Annotated in this window: 17 protein-coding genes and 1 other RNA gene; 12 read left to right on the top strand and 6 right to left on the bottom strand. The window is 54.8% G+C overall.

Annotated elements, in window-relative coordinates; translation table 11 throughout:
* The first annotated feature begins 136 nt into the window (after window positions 1-136).
* The 8 genes from GAH_RS05990 (at window position 137) to GAH_RS05955 (ending at window position 8,875) form a co-directional block, all read left to right on the top strand.
* Window positions 137-1,060 carry a replication protein A gene (locus tag GAH_RS05990; RefSeq protein WP_048095330.1) on the top strand — a complete coding sequence of 308 codons (924 nt, stop codon included), beginning with the start codon at window positions 137-139 and terminating at the stop codon, window positions 1,058-1,060.
* On the top strand, window positions 1,057-1,728 hold the full coding sequence (locus tag GAH_RS05985) for a hypothetical protein (protein ID WP_048095328.1): 672 nt from the start codon (window positions 1,057-1,059) through the stop codon (window positions 1,726-1,728). Before GAH_RS05990 ends, GAH_RS05985 begins: the two co-directional genes overlap by 4 nt.
* 1 nt (window position 1,729) lies before the next feature.
* Window positions 1,730-2,848, top strand: coding sequence for a pyridoxal phosphate-dependent aminotransferase (locus GAH_RS05980; RefSeq protein WP_048095327.1), 1,119 nt, complete (start codon window positions 1,730-1,732; stop codon window positions 2,846-2,848).
* Window positions 2,849-2,878: 30 nt separating this feature from the next.
* The gene (gene purS / locus GAH_RS05975; RefSeq protein WP_048095326.1) at window positions 2,879-3,127 is read left to right on the top strand and encodes a phosphoribosylformylglycinamidine synthase subunit PurS; all 249 of its coding nucleotides are present in this window, start codon (window positions 2,879-2,881) and stop codon (window positions 3,125-3,127) included.
* Window position 3,128: 1 nt separating this feature from the next.
* Entirely contained in the window at window positions 3,129-5,423 is a 2,295-nt protein-coding gene (purL, locus tag GAH_RS05970) for a phosphoribosylformylglycinamidine synthase subunit PurL (protein ID WP_048095324.1), read from the top strand.
* Between the two features lie 5 nt (window positions 5,424-5,428).
* Window positions 5,429-6,262, top strand: a complete 834-nt coding sequence (gene purQ / locus GAH_RS05965) for a phosphoribosylformylglycinamidine synthase subunit PurQ (RefSeq protein WP_084632415.1) — start codon at window positions 5,429-5,431, stop codon at window positions 6,260-6,262.
* A gap of 3 nt (window positions 6,263-6,265) precedes the next feature.
* Window positions 6,266-7,093, top strand: coding sequence for a DUF362 domain-containing protein (locus GAH_RS05960; protein WP_048095322.1), 828 nt, complete (start codon window positions 6,266-6,268; stop codon window positions 7,091-7,093).
* Window positions 7,094-7,267: 174 nt separating this feature from the next.
* Window positions 7,268-8,875 carry a molybdenum cofactor synthesis domain-containing protein gene (locus GAH_RS05955; RefSeq protein WP_052747782.1) on the top strand — a complete coding sequence of 536 codons (1,608 nt, stop codon included), beginning with the start codon at window positions 7,268-7,270 and terminating at the stop codon, window positions 8,873-8,875.
* Here the strand turns inward: GAH_RS05955 and GAH_RS05950 are convergent.
* Window positions 8,851-10,224, bottom strand: coding sequence for a phospholipase D-like domain-containing protein (locus GAH_RS05950; protein WP_048095320.1), 1,374 nt, complete (start codon window positions 10,222-10,224; stop codon window positions 8,851-8,853). The genes GAH_RS05955 and GAH_RS05950 overlap by 25 nt on opposite strands.
* Window positions 10,202-11,128 (bottom strand): GTP cyclohydrolase MptA, encoded by a 927-nt coding sequence (gene mptA / locus GAH_RS05945; RefSeq protein WP_048095319.1) that lies wholly within the window; start codon window positions 11,126-11,128, stop codon window positions 10,202-10,204. Before mptA ends, GAH_RS05950 begins: the two co-directional genes overlap by 23 nt.
* Before the next feature lie 136 nt (window positions 11,129-11,264).
* Here mptA and GAH_RS10355 point away from each other — a divergent pair, with 136 nt between their 5' ends.
* The gene (locus GAH_RS10355) at window positions 11,265-11,762 is read left to right on the top strand and encodes a type IV pilin (protein WP_052747781.1); all 498 of its coding nucleotides are present in this window, start codon (window positions 11,265-11,267) and stop codon (window positions 11,760-11,762) included.
* 122 nt (window positions 11,763-11,884) lie between these two features.
* Here GAH_RS10355 and GAH_RS05935 read toward each other — a convergent pair whose 3' ends face one another.
* Together GAH_RS05935 and GAH_RS05930 are read right to left on the bottom strand one after the other, a co-directional pair.
* Window positions 11,885-12,499, bottom strand: a complete 615-nt coding sequence (locus GAH_RS05935; protein WP_048095317.1) for a KaiC associated regulatory domain-containing protein — start codon at window positions 12,497-12,499, stop codon at window positions 11,885-11,887.
* A gap of 6 nt (window positions 12,500-12,505) precedes the next feature.
* A complete protein-coding gene (locus GAH_RS05930) occupies window positions 12,506-13,357 on the bottom strand; it encodes a KaiC domain-containing protein (protein WP_048095315.1) in 852 nt (283 codons plus the stop codon).
* Between the two features lie 92 nt (window positions 13,358-13,449).
* Here GAH_RS05930 and GAH_RS05925 point away from each other — a divergent pair, with 92 nt between their 5' ends.
* The 3 genes from GAH_RS05925 to GAH_RS05920 all read left to right on the top strand — a co-directional run bounded on the left by GAH_RS05925 (window position 13,450) and on the right by GAH_RS05920 (window position 14,943).
* A complete protein-coding gene (locus tag GAH_RS05925) occupies window positions 13,450-13,740 on the top strand; it encodes an ArsR family transcriptional regulator (RefSeq protein ID WP_048095313.1) in 291 nt (96 codons plus the stop codon).
* A 38-nt stretch (window positions 13,741-13,778) separates the two neighbouring features.
* An RNA gene (ffs, locus tag GAH_RS10560) (signal recognition particle sRNA) lies at window positions 13,779-14,090 on the top strand.
* Between the two features lie 58 nt (window positions 14,091-14,148).
* Window positions 14,149-14,943, top strand: coding sequence for a DMT family transporter (locus tag GAH_RS05920; RefSeq protein ID WP_048095311.1), 795 nt, complete (start codon window positions 14,149-14,151; stop codon window positions 14,941-14,943).
* On the opposite strand, the gene GAH_RS05915 is transcribed toward GAH_RS05920, so the two are convergent.
* Both GAH_RS05915 and GAH_RS05910 read right to left on the bottom strand, forming a co-directional pair.
* On the bottom strand, window positions 14,940-16,844 hold the full coding sequence (locus tag GAH_RS05915) for a type II secretion system F family protein (protein WP_048095309.1): 1,905 nt from the start codon (window positions 16,842-16,844) through the stop codon (window positions 14,940-14,942). The two genes, GAH_RS05920 and GAH_RS05915, sit on opposite strands and share 4 nt — an antisense overlap.
* Window positions 16,828-18,384: a type II/IV secretion system ATPase subunit gene (locus GAH_RS05910; protein WP_048095307.1), complete on the bottom strand. Its 1,557-nt coding sequence runs from the start codon at window positions 18,382-18,384 to the stop codon at window positions 16,828-16,830. The genes GAH_RS05915 and GAH_RS05910 overlap by 17 nt, the downstream gene beginning before the upstream one ends.
* Window positions 18,385-18,519 lie beyond the last annotated feature (135 nt).

Here is an 18,519-nt window from a genome sequence, read left to right as displayed (position 1 = left end):
CTTCTTTAACTTTTTCCCACCTGCTTTTTCAATTTCAGAAGAGGATTTCAGGAATGTTGTCGATCGCGTCCTGTTTATCCAACATAAACACCTCACTTGAGAAAAGCTTATCATGTTGTGCTGGAATCTACTCTCAATGAGCCGAGCCGAAAAGCTTACAGACCAGATTCTGGAGAGGTTAAAGGGCAGCAACGTCAAGGTGAAGAGAGAAGACATTCTCAAGAGGATGAAGCTCCTTGTTGAGGAGTTCAAGGTTCCCGAGAGTGAGGCTGTCAGAACGATAATGAATTACCTCGTCAGGGAGTATGGTGTCTCGAGGGAGGAGCTCTTCGAGAGGGAGTCCCCGCTCATAAAGATCTCGGAGATAACGAAGCCCAACCAGTGGGTGAGCCTGAAGGCAAAGGTGGTTCAGCTCTGGGACTCGAACTCGCCCAACGTCTCTCAGGTTGGGCTTATTGGCGACGAGACCGGGATAATAAAGTTCGTGATCTGGGCAAAGGCCGAGATGCCTGAGGTAGAGGAGGGGAAGAGCTACCTGTTCAAGAACGTCGTAACCGACAGCTTTCAGGGGAGAATGCAAGTCAACGTGACGAGGACGAGCAGGATAGTGGAGGTTGACGAGGACATCCCCCTCCCGCCGAGGGAGATCGAGGTGATAGGCGCGCTCATCGCGATACAGCAGAACAGCGGCCTGATAAAGCGATGCCCCATGTGCCACAGGGTTCTGGTGAAGGGAGTGTGCCAGCAGCACGGGAAGGTTGAGGGCTACGATGACCTCAGGATAAAGGCGGTTCTTGATGACGGCGAGAACGTCTACGAGGTGATACTGAACGAGGACAACATAAGGGAGCTCACGGGGATAGGGCTGGATGAGGCGATAAGGATCGCTCAGGAGAACCTCGACAGAAACGCGGTTCTTTCCGAGCTGAAGTCACAGCTGCTCGGGAGATACTTCAGGGTAAAGGGGATAAGGGGAGGAAGGTACCTGCTCGTAAAGGAGATCTCCCTCCACAGGCCGGAAGTTGAGGATTTTGAGGAGATTCTGGAGGCATTGTCATGATGCGGAAGAGAGAGGTGGCGAAGAGGGTTTTCGCATACGAGCTCGTCAGATCAACGTACCAGATTCAGGAGGAGGACTCGCCCAAGTACATTCTCACTCCAACAGGCGAGAGAGCCAACAGGATCTTCAGCGTGGCCGTGCTGCTCGACAAGGAGGAAATTGGCGCTGACACGAACTTCTGGAGGCTAAGGCTCACAGATCCGACAGGAACGTTCTACGCCACCGTCGGCAGGTTTCAGCCTGAGGCACTGGAGGTCGTCAGCGAGATAAACGTGCCGGAGCTCGTTGCGGTTGTTGGAAAGACGAGGGTTTTCGAGGGCACGAGCAGGAAGCTCGTCTCCCTGAGGCCTGAGAGCATAGCTGTGGTGGATCTGGCCGTGAGGGACTACTGGGTTCTCGAGACCGCGAAAAGGACGCTTGAGAGAATAGAGGCAATGGAGAAAAGAGAGGGCGAGGACGTGGAGCTGGCGTGGCAGATCTACAACCCGGATCTTAACGAGTACAGGGAGATGGTGAAGAAGGCGCTTCTGACGGTCAAGGAGGACGTGGAGGTCATGGAGAAGATTGAGAAGGCTGAGGAGGAGGGCGAGGAAGAGGAGGAGTTTGACTTCACGGAGTTTGAGTTCGAGGAGGAGGAGTTTGATCTGACAGACCTGCTGGAGGATTAGCATGCCGGCGAGGAGGGTCTCTGAGATCTCCACGTCAATGATCAGAAGGATGTTCGAGATCGTTGAGAGGGCCAAGAAGGAGGGCAGGGAGGTAATCAACCTGAGCATCGGAGAACCCGACTTCGACACCCCGCCGGAGATAATCGAGCTGGCATACGAGTACATGAACAAGGGTTACACCCACTACACCTCCAACATGGGCCTCGAGGAGCTCAGAGAAGTCATCGCCGAGAGGTATGGGGTTGAAAGCGGTGAGGTGATGATAACTGTTGGAGCAAGCGAGGCACTGCTGAACGCCTCCCTCGCCTTCATGGAGGAGAACTCGAAAGTTGTGCTGCACACACCCTCATTCCTCTCCTACTTCACCTACGTGAAGCTCTGCTCCGCAAGGCCGGTGGAGGTAAACACCTCTGACAGTAATTTCCTGCTTCAGAGCGAGGCTGTTGAGGGGGTAATGGACAGCAGCGTTTCAGCGCTCATCCTGAACTTTCCAACAAACCCGAGCGGTGCGGTGATGGGGCAGAGGGAGATTGACGAGGTCTACGAGATCGCTGAGGATCACAGTGCGGTGGTGATCAGCGACGAGGTCTACGACAGGATCTACTACGACAAGAAGCCGGGAACGCTTGCAGGAAAGGAGAACGCCGTGGTGATAAACGCGTTCTCAAAGACACTTGCAATGACCGGATGGAGGATAGGCTTCGTCATCGCTGAGAAGGGCCTGCTCGACCAGATGCTAAAGGTTCATCAGGTGAACGGCGTTTGCGCTCCTGCCTTTGCCCAGAAGGCTGTTGCTGAGTACCTCGCAGACGGAAAGGACAGGGAGTTTGTCAGGGACATGGTGGACGAGTTCAGGAGAAGGAGGGACTTTGTTGTCAGAAGACTTGGAAAATACTTTGATCTTGCTGTCCCCGAGGGGGCGTTTTACGTGTTCGCGAAAGCGTATGAGGGCTTCGTGGAGGAGCTGCTGATGGAGAAGGGTGTTGCACTAACGCCCGGAACGCCGTTCGGCTCGGGATTTGACGATTACTTCAGACTCTCCTACGCCACGTCAATGGAGAACCTGAAAAAAGCTGTTGAGAGGATTGAGGAGTTCATGGAGGAGAGGGCAAAAGGCTAATTTTTTATATTTTCCTCCCAAGCTAAGCCCATGAACTTCACCGCCGATGTCTACATAAGCCTTAAGAAGGGTGTTGTGGATCCTGAGGGTGAGGCGACCAAGAAGGCACTGAACCTGCTCGGATTCAGGAACGTGAAGAGCGTCTCTTCTGTGAAGGTCTTCAGGATAGAGCTCGAGGCCAAGAGCAGGGAGGATGCCGAGAAGATGATCGAGGAGATGTGCGAGAAGCTGCTCGCAAATCCGGTCATTCAGGATTATTCCATAAGGTGGGTTGATTGAGATGTTCCGCCTTCTCTACTCGAATCCGGAGGTCTACGAGGTTGACATTCTGAACGCTGGTGATGAGGATCTCCTCAGGATAAGCGAGGAGATGGGGCTCGCCCTCAACCTCGACGAGATGAAGAGGATACAGGACTACTTCAGGAGGGCTGGCAGAAACCCCACAGACATAGAGCTTCAGTCTCTCGGGCAGGCGTGGAGCGAGCACTGCTGCTACAAGAGCTCCAAGTACTACCTGAAGAAGTACCTTCTGGGGTTCAGAACCGACTACGTAATCTCCACGTCAGATGATGCAGGAGTTGTTGAATTTGATGATGAGCACGCATACGTCATCGCGTTCGAGAGCCACAACCACCCCTCGGCCATAGAGCCGTACGGCGGTGCCGCAACGGGCATTGGGGGGATTTTGAGAGACGTGGTGTGCATGGGCGCTCAGCCGCTCGCACTCATCGACCCGCTGTTCTTCGGGAATCCGGACATAAAACACGAGGAGCTGCCGAGGGGGACGAAGCACCCGCTCTACCTGCTCTCGGGAGTTGTTGCGGGCATAAGAGACTACGGCAACAGGGTGGGCATTCCGACCGTAGGAGGGATGGTCTTCTTCGACGACAGCTACCTCACGAACTGTCTGGTCAACGTGGGATGTGTGGGAATAGCGAGGAAGGACAGGATAATTCCCAGCAGGGTTGGTGGAGAGGGAGAGATAATCATCCTCGCCGGAGGGGCAACTGGAAGAGACGGCATTCACGGCGTGACATTCGCCTCTGCAGAGCTTGACGAGAGCAGCGAGGAGGAGTCGAGGAGCGCTGTGCAGCTGGGCAACCCGATAACCAAGGAGCCGCTGATGCATGCGTGCCTCGAGGCGGTGGAGAAGGGGCTCGTTTCAGGGATGAAGGATCTGGGCGGAGGAGGGCTGAGCGGCGCAGTGGGAGAGATGAGTCTGGCAGGAAACTGCGGTGCTGTTGTGTGGCTCGATAAAGTTCACCTGAAGGAAGAGGGGATGAAGCCCTGGGAGATCTGGGTGAGCGAGAGTCAGGAGAGGATGCTCCTCTCAGTCAAGCCCCAGCATGTTGACGACGTGCTCTACATATTCTCCAAGTGGGATGTGACCGCGAGAGTCATAGGTGTCACGACCGGGGACAAGAGGCTCAGGGTGTATTACGGAGACAGGCTCATTTACGACATGGACATCGAGTTTGTATCGGGAGGGGTGGAGTACTGCAGGAACTACACGGTCAGAAAGCCTGAAGAGACTTACAGGGACGAGATCAGGGATGTGGGCAATTATGAAGATCTGATCCTGAAGATGCTCTCCCATCCAAACGTGGCGAGCAAGGAGTGGGTGATAAGACAGTACGATCATGAGGTGAGGGCGAACACGATCCTGAAGCCCCTTCAGGGTGTTACCGGCTACGAGGGGCATGGTGATGCCGCGGTCATAAAGCCAACGGAGTCGTGGAGGGGGCTGGCCATAACTGCAGATGTCAACCCGTGGATGACGAGGATAGACCCGTACTGGGGCAGCGCAAGCTCATTCGACGAGATGGTGAGGAATCTGGTGGCGGTGAACAGCAGACCCCACAGCTTCGTGGACTGCCTCAACTTCGGAAACCCCGAAAAGCCCGAGAGGATGGGTGAGTTTGTCGAAAGCGTGAGGGCGCTGGGCTGGATGTCCAAGGGCTTTGGGATTCCCGTGGTGAGCGGAAACGTGAGCCTCTACAACGAAACGCCGTACGGAAGCATCGCCCCCACACCATCCCTCATAGGAGTTGGGATAGTGGAGGATGTCAGGAAGGCGATCACCGCGGACTTCAAGAGATCCGGCTCTGCAATCGTCCTCGTTGGAGAAACCCGGCCGGAGTTTGGAGGAAGCATCTACTCGAAGGTTACAGGGCTTGAGAGCAGCAGGGTTCCGAGGACCGATCCTGAGAGGCTCAAAAAGTACAGCGACGCGATGCTTCAGGCTTTCGAGAGGTTCAGGGTGCTGGCATGCCACGATGTCTCAACCGGCGGAGTTGCCGTGGCTCTGGCTGAAATGGCGTTTGCGGGCAGGGTGGGCTTTGAGGTTGGGCTGAGCGACTACGTGGAGCTGTTCAGCGAGAGCAACACGAGGTGGGTGGTCGAGGTTGCGGAGAGTCAGGCTGAGAGCTTCGTAGAGTTCATCACCGCTCTCGGACTCAAAGCGAGGGTAATCGGAAGCACGGGTGGTGACGAGCTGAACTTCGGCATCGTGAGGCTCGATTTTGAGAGGGCCGAGAATGCGTGGAGAACCGGGATGAGCAGGTACGTGGGGTGATGTGGATGGACAGGGACGAGATTAGGGTTGCGGTTCTGAGGATCGAGGGGACGAACTGCGAGGACGAGACTGTGAAGGCCTTCAGGATGCTTGGCGTTGATGCTGAGGCGGTTCACCTGAAGCAGTTCTACAGCGACATGATAAAGGACAGCGAGGCGAGGACGATATGGGACTACTCCTGCATAGTCTTCCCCGGTGGTTTTTCAGCTGGAGATTACGTGAGGGCCGGAGCGATTTTCTCGGCGAGGGTTAAGAGCCTCCTCAGGCACGACCTCGAGATGTTCATAAGGGAGGGATATCCAGTTCTCGGCATCTGCAACGGCTTTCAGGTTCTTGTCGAGCTTGGCGCTCTGCCCGGCTTCGACGAGGACAGGCCGATAGCTGAGAAGCCCGAGATGGTTCTGGCGATAAACAACTCCAACAGGTTCGAGTGCAGGCACAGCTACCTGAAGCATGAGAACTCGGGCAAGTGCGTTTTCACGAGGAAGTATGGCAGAGAGGAGATTGTGGTCTTCCCCGTCGCCCACGCCGAGGGCAAGGTGGTCTTCCCCATTGGCAGGGAGGAGGAGTACCTGAACACGCTCGAGGAGAACGACCAGATAGTCTTCAGGTACGTGGATCCGGATGGGAATTACTCCGGCTATCCGTGGAACCCCAACGGCAGCTACTCCAACATAGCCGGGATATGCAATGTAAAAGGAAACGTCTTCGGACTCATGCCCCACCCCGAGAGGGTCGTGCATCCGTGGCAGCATGCGGACTGGACGAGGGTGGAGAGGAAGGAGGGTGACGGACTGAGGGTCTTCGAAAGCGTTCTGGAGTATTTAGAGAGGTTCTGAGCGATGATACTGCTCAGAAGGGTGGAGAGCTACGAGAAGGTCGGAGAGTTCGTGAGAGAGGCATTCGAGCTGTTCAGTCCTAAACTCGAGAGCGAGGTGCTGGTGAAGCCCAACTTCCTCCAGTTCGAAAGCCCGGAGAGTGGCTGCATAACCCACCCGGAGGTTGTTAAGGCAGTCATTGACGTGCTCAGGGAAAGAGGGCATGAGGTGGTGGTCGCCGAGGGCGGGTTCTACAGGGACAGCGCTGACAAATGCTTCGACGAGTTTGGGCTGAGGGAATTAGCGGAATGCGTGAACATCAACACCGAGGAGCTTGTCAGGGTGGAGGTGAACGGAAAGGCGCTGAAAGAGGTCGAGGCCGGAAAAAACATTTTGAAGGCGATGAACAGCCCCTTCATCAGCCTCCCGAAGATGAAGGTTCACACCCTCGCAGTCACGACCCTCGGCATAAAGAACAACATGGGGTTCCTGAAGAAGCCGGCGATGTACATGCACCTCAAGATCCACCAGAAGCTTGTAGATTTGCTGCACATCCTGAACCCAGCCCTGACGATTGTTGACGGGGTCATTGGCGGTGCGGGAAGTGAGTCCAGCACCACACCTGTGCATCACGGCGTGATGGTGGCGGGGGACAACGTCATAGAGGTCGATGCCGTCTCCTCCTACCTCATGGGGTTCGAGCCGGAGAAGATCGGATACATAAGGAAGGCCAGCGAGGAGTTCGGAGTGGATCTGGAAAACATAGAGGTCCGGGGCGATGATCCCGATGAGCTCAGGGTGGACTACAGCAGGAACTTCCTCGGGAGGGTGCTCGGAAAGTTCAGCTGGTGATCACGGATATTAACCTGCTTTTCTTCATCCCACCACAACGATTAAATCCGAACCGGACTGTAGCACGTTTTCGACTCGCCATCATATGACGCGGTTTCGAGAAGTTGCAGGGCGCCTTTCATAACCGGTGCACTATCGAAGACACTTTAAAGAATGTGCTGCCAAAATGAGAACATGCGCAGGCTCATTGAGGCTGAGACAGCCAAGGAGATTCTCTCGCAGGTCAGAATTGGCTACTCGGTGAAGGAGGTTGCGATCACCGAAGCTCTTGGAAGGGTTAGCGCGGAGGACGTTTTCAGCCCCATAAACATCCCGCCCTTCAGGAGGAGCACGAGAGACGGCTTTGCTGTGATCAGCGAGGATGTGTCGCTGGCAAGTGAATCCAGCCCTGTGAAGCTTGAGGTTGTTGGGAAGGTTGATGCCGGAGAAGGCACGTCCCTGAAAATCGGGCGTGGACAGGCCGTTGAGATTTCAACCGGAGCGGTGATGCCGGAGAACGCTGATGCTGTAGTCATGGTTGAGAACGCGAGGGTTGAGGGCAACGTTGTGTGGGTGAAGAAGGGAGTCTCGCCCAAGGAGAACGTGATGAGCGCCGGCTCGGATGTGCAGGAGGGTGAGGTGCTGGTTAGGGCTGGAGAGGTAATAGACACGCTGAAGCTCGGGCTCCTCGCAGGGGCCGGATACGGGAGGGTGAAGGTCAGGGAGATGAGGGTCGGAATAATCTCCACCGGAAACGAGCTCACCATGCCGGGAGAGGAGCTTGAGGCCGGGAAGATTTACGACGTGAATACCTACACAATCTATGCCGAGCTGAAAAAGCTTGGAGCAACCCCGGTTATTTACGGAATCGCGAGGGATGACAGAGAAGAGATGGAGGATATTCTGGAGAAGGCTTTAAGCGAGTGTGATGCAGTCATCACCTCTGGCTCGACCTCGGCGGGAAAGGGGGACATCCTTTACAGAATTGTTGAGGAGAAGGGGGAGATGGTGTTCCATGGCGTCAGGGTGAAGCCAGGCAAGCCGTTCTTTTTCGCCAGAGTTGATGAAAAGCCCGTTTTCGGGCTGCCGGGATTTCCAACGTCCTGCCTCACCATATTCCTCGAGTTCGTCGCCCCTGCAGTAGCAAGGAGCCTCGGCTACAGGATAAGGAGGAGAGTCGTGAGGGGCAGGCTGGCCAAGAGGATATACTCGGAGGGCAGGAGGGAGCTGATGCCTGTGTTCGTGGTTGGGAACAGGATTTACCCCGTAGAAAAGGGATCCGGAGCTATAACGAGCCTGAGCGAGGCCTCGGGCTACATGGAGATCGAGGAGGGAGAGGAGATCATAGAGAGGGGGAGCGAGAGGGAGGTGAGGCTGTTCGGCAAGGTTTACGACTACGCCTTTGCCGGCATAGACGTGTTCGACCTCCTTGAGCTCGACGCAGAGGTGAAGGGGATGTACATGTCGCCGGAGCTTGCCCTTCTGGAGTTCTCGAGGCAGAGCGTAGATGGAGTGTTCTACCCTGACGGGGAGTTCGAGTTCGGGCTCGTGTTCGCGGGCAAAAAAGGCAAGACCGGAGCCGTCTCGGGATACGGGGTGAGTGCGGACTTCTTAGCCAAAAACCACGCTCAGCTCGTGAACCTCTTCAGGCTCGGGAGGCTGGACGGAATTTACCTGCTGAGGCCGTTTGCGGAGAGGTTCGGAATTGACGGAGAAGAGGTCGGAGAGGTGGGCATAGGATTCAGATCAACGCCGGAGCTTGAGGGAGTGATAGGGGATCAGCTCAGGCGCCTCAGCAGGTAGAAGCCAGCGAGGAGGGCAATTCCAAGGAGGGTGAGGGAAATTGCCGGGCTGATCTCGCTCCTCCCCTCCCAGTCCCCTTCAAACACGTCCTTAAGGAACCCGCTCACCTCGTCGCTCTCGATCACCACCGCTATTTCCCTGTTCAGCTTCAGCCCGTACTTGTTGAAGTTGGCAGAGGTGATCAGAACCTTTCCGTCCGTCACAAGGTACTTCGCATGCAGCTTGTCGAACTCCGGAGACCTGACCATCTTTGCCTCCACTCCCGGAAGAGAGCTGAGGAACTCGACAGCATCTCTGTTCCTCTCGTAGTCTGCCAGCATCACCCTGACCTCCACACCTCCCCTCGATGCGTTCAGAATCGCGCTCAGGAGCGGAGAGCTGTCGTCGAACCACTCGAGGCTGATGTACGGAACTGCGATGTAGAGGAAGTCCGTGGAGTTCTCGATGAACCCGAACACGGGGTTTGAGTCAGGCAGAACGTGAACCTCAACCCTTCCAGAGAACTCGAGCTCTCTGCCCCTCCCCTCCCTGTAGCTACCCTTTACGTCCGACACCTTCCCCGGACTGCTCTCGTACTTCAGATCGTGTTCGAAGACCTCTTTAAGCAGCTCAGCAACCTTTTCGCTCTCGAATTCGACGATTATCCCCCGGTTGTCCCACTTCCAGTTCTCGGTTGTTATCACCACGTTACTGCCAAGAACCGCGAACTTGTAGTGGAAGTTCCTGTAGGAGCCCTCGAGGAAGTGAAAGCGGTATTTCTTGGCCAGCACCATCTCCTCAGCTGGGATCCCTCCAACAGGGCTCGCGTCAACAGCAAACTCGAAGCTCCCGTCGAAGTTGTCCTTTGTGACTGTGTAGGAGGCTACGATTCCCTCGCCCCTCAGCACGTAGCTTGTAGGGGTGACCACAATCCTGCCACTCACGTTGTCCGAGACGGGCGGGAAGGATGACCAGTCCTCGTACCTGAAGTCCCACTTTCCACCCTCTCGGTAATAAATCAGGCCGTCATCGGTGAAAAAGCTGTAGTCGAAAACGTCTGCTCCATCTTCACACTTCAGGGTTATCTCCTCACCGCTGTTGGACAGCCTGATGCCCTCTGCATCCGGAGGAAAGCCGTAGTGGTCCACAAAGGCAGTGGCATTTCTGGCCACATAGTGAACGCCCGGGCCAAATGAGAACTCGTCCTCACTATCCGTCAGCGTGCAGTTCGTTTCGCAGGACACCTTCACGTACTCCCTGCCGTCATCTCCGTAGGGATTGGGCAGAACCTCAAGAATCTGGCATGCGATGGTGGGGTGAATGAGGAGAGTGGCGAGGAGGAGAAGCTTAGCCGTTCGAGGCAAGCTCATCCCTGAGCTCACCTATGGTGGCTTTCCTCTCCGCAACAACATCGTGCTGGTGTATGCTCTCTTCGTTCGTCTGCCTGAAGTATATGAGCACATCATCTGGAGCATCGGAGAATTTCTCAACCGCCGACTTCGCCATGAGTCTCACTGCGTCTTCCACAAAGCGGGGGTTGAAGTGAGCGTTCTTGACGACCTCCAGCTCGTCCCCCCTCTTGAGGATTTCGTAGATCTCGTAGCTCATCCCCGCCTTTGCGATCTCTATAACATCCTCAATCCTCGGCTTGAAGTCCTCCCTCACCTCAACCTTCACGAACCCCCTGCCGCGCTGGTTGTGGGAGGCGAACGGGATGATGCGCATGATCTCGGATATCTGATCTGGGGTGAAGCCGGCCTTTTCAAGCTGCTCCGCTGAATAGGCGCGTATGAGCTCCTGAGCGCACGGGCACACGGTTATGCCGTAAACCTCCGCTCCGACGAACACCTTCTGCCTGCCATCCCTCCACTTTTTGGCCTCGCTGAATATCTTGACGACCTCCTGAGTCTTCTGCTTTGAGAAAGGGGTTTTCTTCTTCAGGATGTACTCGGCCTCCATCAGAACCTCCGCCTTGGTCGCGTACTCATGCCTGTCAAGAAGCTCGTTGACTATCCTGATGTTCAGGTCCTCTATGTTCTCCACCGGGTTCTGGGTGAGGTTCTCTATGACCTCATCCACCGCCTCGAAGTTCCTGCTCAGGTTCACGCCCTTCCTTGTCGAGGGGAGGTCAACAAAAACGTCGAAGGTGGAGATGAGTATGACGGGCCTTTTCCCTTCTCTTTTAACCTGAACGAGCTTTCTTATGCCCTTGGCCCCGACCCTGCTGAGACCTATCTCCACATCGGGCTTTGCGAGCTGAACGTCCGGTAGCATTGGGACAGGGTTCTCATGAAAGTTTATAATTTTACCTTTTTTGACACCCCATCATGAGTCACACGATAATCATAATAATGGGAAAAACTTAAATACATGTTAGTTGTAATAATGACTTGCAGAAGAGGTGATGAGAATGAGGTGGTTTAGAGACGAGAAAGGTGTATCGCCTGTGATAGGCGTGATCCTGATGGTGGCCATAACCGTTATACTGGCGGCAGTGATTGCGAGCTTCGTCTTCGGGCTCGGAAGCAAGGCGCCAAAGAGTGCTCCACAGGCACAGCTGACACTTAGCGACGCTTCAGACACACTCGACACCACAGATCAGAACCAGACCGTGTTTAAGATCGTGCACAACGGAGGAGAGGAAATCAGACTCGATGAGATCAAGATATTTGTCTATGACACTTCAGATAACTTGGTCAGCGAACTCACGTATTCGAGCAGTGGGTTCACAGACTCACAGGGAGTTTTAACGAATTCTACTGCAGTTGACGTCGTATTCGCTCCAGGAGAGATAATTGTCTTCAAAGAAGACGGTACTGGTGACTTTGACCCAGGAACATACAGAGTCAAAGTTCTCCACACCCTGAGCAACAACTTCATACTCGACGCGCAAGTGACTGTGAACTAAACCAAAATATCCATTTTTAAATATTTTCTGAATTTTTAGTTATTCATTTCTGCTTGCGTTTTGAAACTTTAAAAATTATGAAATACGATGGAAAAATAAGACAAGGCAGGCTGCTAAACCCGTTACGCCGCAGCCCGCTTTATCGCACTAAGCAACTCCGCCGGACTTTTAACCGGATACTCTATCCTTTCCAGCAGCTCCTCGATCCTGTACTCCCTGCCCTTCTCCTTCACCACTATGCCCTTCAGCCTCTCCATCAGCTCATCCTTTCCGGCCGGGAAGTGCATGCCCCTCAGCCTTGAGAGCACAAGCACTGCCCATGCGATCTCCAGAGTCTCGATGACGTCCTGATCCATCTCAACCTCTTCCTCGTCGAGGGCTCCGCTCTCCTTGAGCTTCCTGTACGCGAGCTTGGCTATCCCGCCGGCAATGTGCTCCTTCGGTCTGTCCTCCAGCTCGCCCCTTATGTACTCGAGAACCTTCTCCTCGTCTGCGGTGGCTATGCTCTTCACTGTGTTCTCAGTTATGCCAAGCTCTCTCGCGATCTCGGAGTAAGTCTTGAGAGCCTCGTTCTTCAGAACCACAACGTATGCTGCTTCAGCAAGCGACGGAAGCCACGTTAGATTCCTGTACTCGACGAGCCTCCTCAACCCGCCGAGGAGCTCGATGCTCTTCATGAACACCTTCTCCGCCATCCTATCCACATCTCCACCCTTCGGCTTCGCGATAACCTCCATCCTCCATCACCCCCTTGACCTCATCTTGATGTACTCACTCAGAGGTGCCACAATCTCTATCAAGCCAGCATCGGTTATCTCAAACACCCACGTCCTGCTGTCGTGGGCCGTCATCCTGCAGCCGTCGATTCTTATCGTCCTGAGAACCTCGCCGAGCGGGAGTCCGTAGAGGTTCGCGTCCCATCTCGACTCTATCAGCTTCTTGTCCAGAACTATCGTGCCATCCACAATGTGCGCCACAGCCAGTCCGCCGGCAGCCTCCGCAGACTCGGAAGCTTGAGCTGACCTCTTCTGGGAGATCAGTATGCCGGTCTGCCTGAACTTCTTCAGGAAGTTGAACACCTGCCTGACGATCTGCCTCGCCATGACCTCCTTGTGCTCGTAAAGGCCGGTGATGCTGTCTATGATTACGTTGGTGCACTTCTTCTCCTTTATGGCGTAAGCCATCGTGTCGAGTAATGCTTTCACATTCTCCCTGAGCTCGTCGCTCTCGGCAGCATCTATCACGACCACATTCTCCTCAACCTTCGAGAAGTCAGCACCCATCGCCTCGGCCTTCTGCTTCAACGCGGTGTAGAGAAAGTTCGCTGGACTTTCAACGGTCACAAACAGAACCTTATACCCGTGAGATGCCTGAGTGACGGCGAACTGTTCCGCAAACACGCTCTTGCCGGTATCAGGGACTCCGGTTATGTTCATCACCGCGAGGTGAGGGATTCCTCCAAGCGGTTTTTTCACGTACTTGTCCCCCTCCCTCTCGACCCTGTAGAACATCTCGTCAAGCTTCGTGCCGGTCGGAATTCCGAAAAGCTTTGGAGCTTTGGACTCGAGTTCCCTTAGCTCATAGTATCGTGACATATTATATTATACGCCTCAAGAATATAAAAAACCATCGCAACCTGAAAAGCTTAGGGGCAAACATTTAACCCCGTTTCAGCCAACTCAATCATATGAAGTTCGATGAATGGATCTCGGCAGACTCACCCGAAAAGGCCGAGGAGTACAGAAGGAGATTCAAGATGGCCATAGCCAACTCGATAAGAAGGAAGATCCTCCTCGAGCTCGATGAGGGAAGCAAAAGCGTTGACGAGCTCCTCTCAAAACTGAACGTTGGGGAGAAGGTCCTGAAGTACCACCTCGACACGCTCGAAAAGGGGTCATGCATAAGGTATGCTGGAGACAGAGTTGAGCTGACTGAGGAGGGCAGGGTTCTTGCAAAGCTGGTGAGGGAGAAGATGTAGGCAATTAAAGTTTTATACCACTTGCACAGATTAACATACGGTGGGCTAGGCCGGGGGGCTCGGCGTCCCCTGTGACCCGAAACCGTCGTCATGCGGGGGCCGAAGCCGAAGGAAGGCCCGGAGGGCGGGAGGCGAAAGCCCCCGGCCTCGTAGAATCTCCGTCCCGGAGGGCCGGCGGTCACGGCCGGGCTTCCCGGAGGGGATGTCCGCCGTGTTTGCCGGGGGAACCGGCCCAGGCCCGGAAGGGAGCAGGCTAACCCCGGACGTTCGGCGCTTCCGGGGGTGCGGAGAGGATGGGGCCGGGGGAGATAACCTCCCGTCCGAAGGGTCGACCGGAGGCGCGCCCACCACTCCTTGTCATTTTATGGCTCAGAAATAATAAATACGGGTTGCGTGAAGTCCTCCTGAATGAGGGGAGAATTAGCGGTACTGCTGTCAGCGATACTGATGGGGACCCTTCCGTACTTCATAAAGTCGCTCCAGCTCTCCCCATTTTCCGCCACGTTCTACAGGGTGAGCGTGGGGTTAATGTTCGTCGCCCTGTTCATGCTCATCAGGAGAGAGAGGCCGGTGTTCGGGAAGGAGCTCGCATTGCTCGGAGTGCTGAACACGGGAGTCGTGTTCTTCTACATAACCGCAATAACCCACCTCAGCGCAGCCACGGCAGCGCTCCTCCTCTACATGGCTCCCGTCTACGTGATGGTCTTCGCGATGGTGAAAGGAGGGGTCACGAGAACCTCCATTCTGTCCCTCGTTCTGGGGATAACAGGTCTGTACCTGCTCCTCAGCCCTGAGAAGGAGCTAAACGTTGGAATAATCTCTGGATTCATCTCCGGGCTCGTCTATGCGGGAGCGTTCATCATGCTCAACAGGCTCGGGAAGGTTTACAGCCCCATTCAGATAACGTTCTCGAACCTTCTCATAGGCGTTATTCTGCTCGCACCCCTCTTCAGGTTTGAGTTCGGAGATCCTATCCTCACCCTCGGCCTCGGCCTGATACCGACGGCCATTCCCTTCATCCTCCTGAGCTACGGGATGGGGAGAGTTAGGGTTGAGAAGGGGCCGGTCATCGCGCTGATAGAGCCGGTCACCGCCGGTACGGTCGGATTTCTCGCGTTCCACGAGGTTCTGAGCGGGGTGCAGCTCTTCGGAGCTCTGCTCGTTTTGTGTGCGGTGTTTCTCTCCCTCAGAGAGGGAAGTTAGATGAACATCGTGAACAGGACGTAGGCGAAGATGACCATGATCAGGGAGTGCTTGACGCCTGACGAGAAGTCCCCCTCCCCCATCACTCCAGCAACAAGCCCCGCGAACAGCCCCTGAAAGACCGCAGCATGCATGAATATCGCCTTGTAGAACTCCTCGTCTATCGACGCCATTCCCATGAACCCCCCACCCCCTGCCATCTTCGCGGTGCTCTCAGCGAGGACTGAGAGGAAGGTGGAGGAGATTATGTAGACGATACCTATGAAGACGAAGAAGGAGATGTAGATGATCATCACGTACATCGACATGTTCTTTATCCTCTCCCTCCGCAGCAGCTCAGCGTTGCTCGCGTCCTTCGCGGAGATTCTCAGAACCTCAGTGACGTTGGGCGTGCTTCTGAGCGATTCAACGAGCAGAACTATCGTTCTGGTCAGCTCGAACGTCCTGAGCCTGTTGGCGAACCTTATGAGCGCGTCGACGAGGCTGACGTTCCACTCAAGATCCTTCTCGATCTGCTCGATCTCCTTCTTGAGCGGGCTTGTGTCAGTTCTCGCGAGGGTTCTGATGGCCCTCGAGACAGTCATGCCGCTCTCGTTCATCGAGGCGAGCCTGTTGAGGAACACCGGAGTGAGCTTCAGAACCATGTTGACTCTCCTCTTGGAGATCTGGTAGACTATCGCGTAGGGGAGGAGGGCGATCACTATGGCTATGAAGATGTAGTCGTCAACGTTGAAGAGCCAGTTTATGGTCGGGGTGAACGGGTAGAGCATGAACCCGTATATCATGAAGGCGATCGCGAGGGGGACTGAGACCGCGAAGACCGAATAGGGGTAGTTCATGAGGAGGTACTTCGGGGACATCTTCCTGCGCGTCATCCACGACTTCCACTTCTTCATGACGTTCTCGTCGATCTCCCTCCTGATCACATCCTTCTCCTCGATGAGCGGGGCCTTTCCGGACTCAATCGGACTGATCAGCTTTATCACTACAGCAAAGAAGAACGCACCAACAGGGATTATCATGTAGACGACCGCGTAGAGGAGGTTCGTGTCTCCCTCTCCCATCACGGCCATGACCGTCTGGATTATAATCAGAAACAGCGGCCCTGCAACGAATGCAGTTATGTAGCTTTCAGCCATTAAGCTCAGGAACTCGAGGAAGTTCTTCTGATCCTGCCTCGCCATCTCGAGGTAGTAGTCTGCCCTGTCCCTGAAGTAGCCCGTCACGTCTCCACCGCTGTCTATGATCGTTATGAGCCCCTGTATCAGGTCGGCCAAGTTCTTGGAAGGTGTGAGCTCCATCGCCTTGGTCAGCGCAGACCTCAGATCCTCTCCCAGCTCCTCAATGTCCATAATTATCCTGCCGAACTCCTTCGCAAGCTCGTTGTAAACATCCTCGTAGCTCGCTATGGACTTGAAGATCTGGATGAGGGGCATCCCTCCGAGGCTGAGGGAGTACATGAACGTCACAGCATTCGGGAGAAGCTTGTCTATCTTGCTCTTCCTGTCGCTCACAATGTACCCCGGATATATCTTGAACATGAACTGGCCGAGCATGTAGAACAGCACCGCGATCAGAACCGCGAGGAAGGCGCTTATGAATATCTTCCTGTACTGGAGCCAGAAGCTCAGGAAAGGCTCCGGGAAGTATATGTCGAATCTCGGAATCTCGGCAAAGAGGTAGACCATCAGGGCTATGATGGCGCCGATTATCAGGCCGATGACGGCCATTATGACTGAGAAAAGCATCTGGGTGGCTATGTAAACATCCGGAGGTATGTTGATCATCGCCTGCTGGAGCTTCTGCCCCAGCTCGTAGTAGTTCGTGAGATTCCTCCTCGCCCTGTCTCCAAACCACCTGTAGGCGAGCTTCGTGAGGGTGTTCTCATTCCTGAATACCAAGGCTCCTCACCACCTTCTCGGGATCAATCTGGTAGGTCTGGATTATTCTCGCTACCTCTCTGAACTCGCGGATGTTGTTGTCGAGCATGTACTGGAGGACTTTTTCGCGGGTTTTGAGCTCCTGTTCGAGCTCCTTTCTCGTCCAGCTTCTCAGGGTTCTTATCTCCTCGAGGGCCTTTGAGCTGCCGACCATCACGTGTTCGTCCTTGGTCGAGTCCCAGGCGAAGACGGTTGTTGTTCTCATGATCTTGGTGTGGGGGTCGACGCCTATTATCTCTGCGATCTCCATGTTCCTCCTCACCCTCTTCCTGCCCAGGAAGACCTGGGCCTGGATGCTGACTATGTCTAAGGCTTCTATCATTGCTCTGGGGACGTTTATGGGTGGGTTTTCCAGCCTGTGGATGACTCCATTAACGCTGTCGGCGTGGAGAGTTGAGTAGGTGGTGTGGCCCGTGCTCATTGCCTGGAAGAGTGTCAGTGCTTCCTTACCTCTGACCTCACCGACTATTATGTACTCGGGCCTCTGTCTCAAAGCCGCTCTGAGCAGGTCGTACATGTCTATGGTCTTCCCGCCCTCTCTCGTCACTGCGGGAATCCAGTTCTCGTGGGGGAGCATGACCTCCCTCGTGTCCTCTATGGTGACTATCTTGGAGTTCTTGGGGATGAAGAGGGAGACGGCGTTCATGGAGGTGGTTTTTCCGCTCGCAGTTCCTCCGGCGAAGATCAGAGACTTTTTGTTCTCTATGCAGAGCCAGAGGTAGGCCATCTGCTCGACGCTGAACGTTCCCCAGGCGATAAGGTCTATTGGTGTTACAGGTTCATCTCTGAACTTTCTTATGGTGAAGGTGGATCCGTGGTCTGTTACTTCTCTTGCCAAGGTCATCTGGATTCTGGAGCCGTCTGGAAGTGCTGCGTCGAGCATGGGCTCGGCTATGCTTATGTGCTTTCCAGACATCTGGGCGAGCTTGATGACGAAGTTGTCCAGCTCATCCTCACTGAAGGTGATGTTCGTTCTCAGGTTCTGGTAGTTGCGGTGGAAGATGTAGATGGGCTTGTTGTAGCCGTTGCAGGAGATGTCTTCTATCAGGCGGTCCTTCATGAGGGGGGTGATGGGGCCGTACTCGACGAAGTCGTTCTTCAGATGGTAAAAGACGGTGTCAAACTCCTCCTCGCTGAGATCAAGCCCCATCTCCTTCACAAGCTTCCTCGCGTTCTCCTCGAGGTGCGAGACCCTGTCCTCAACCTCGGGCTGGAAGTACTCGACGATGGAGTGCTTCACAACGTAAAAGACGGAGTAGAGGTAGTCGTTCAGCACCGGCTCGATGACGTGGTACTCATACTCCCCGCTCTCAGGGTCGAAGACGATTTGAATCTTGGAGTGCGGCTCCTCTATCCAGTACTCCTCCACAACCTCAAACCTACTTTCCCCGGCAGCTTCAACCTCATCCCGAGTTTCCACAGCCTCTTCATCACCTTCCTGCGGCTCCTGAGGCTCTTCCTCCTTCTTCCTCCTTAGCCCGAGGCTGAGCTTGAGCTTCATGTCAATCGAATGATTATTATCATCAACACTATTAAACTTTTCCGTCGGAAAAGTTATTCAACTGGCACGACAGAGAATGGATGGGCCCCGGGAACCCGACGGGACTGAGAAGCATGAGGTCCCGTGGCTCAGTGG

It is taken from the genome of Geoglobus ahangari (genome assembly GCF_001006045.1).
In the GTDB taxonomy this organism is placed as follows: Archaea; Halobacteriota; Archaeoglobi; order Archaeoglobales; family Archaeoglobaceae; genus Geoglobus; species Geoglobus ahangari.
This window is presented reverse-complemented; position numbering and strand designations above follow the sequence as displayed.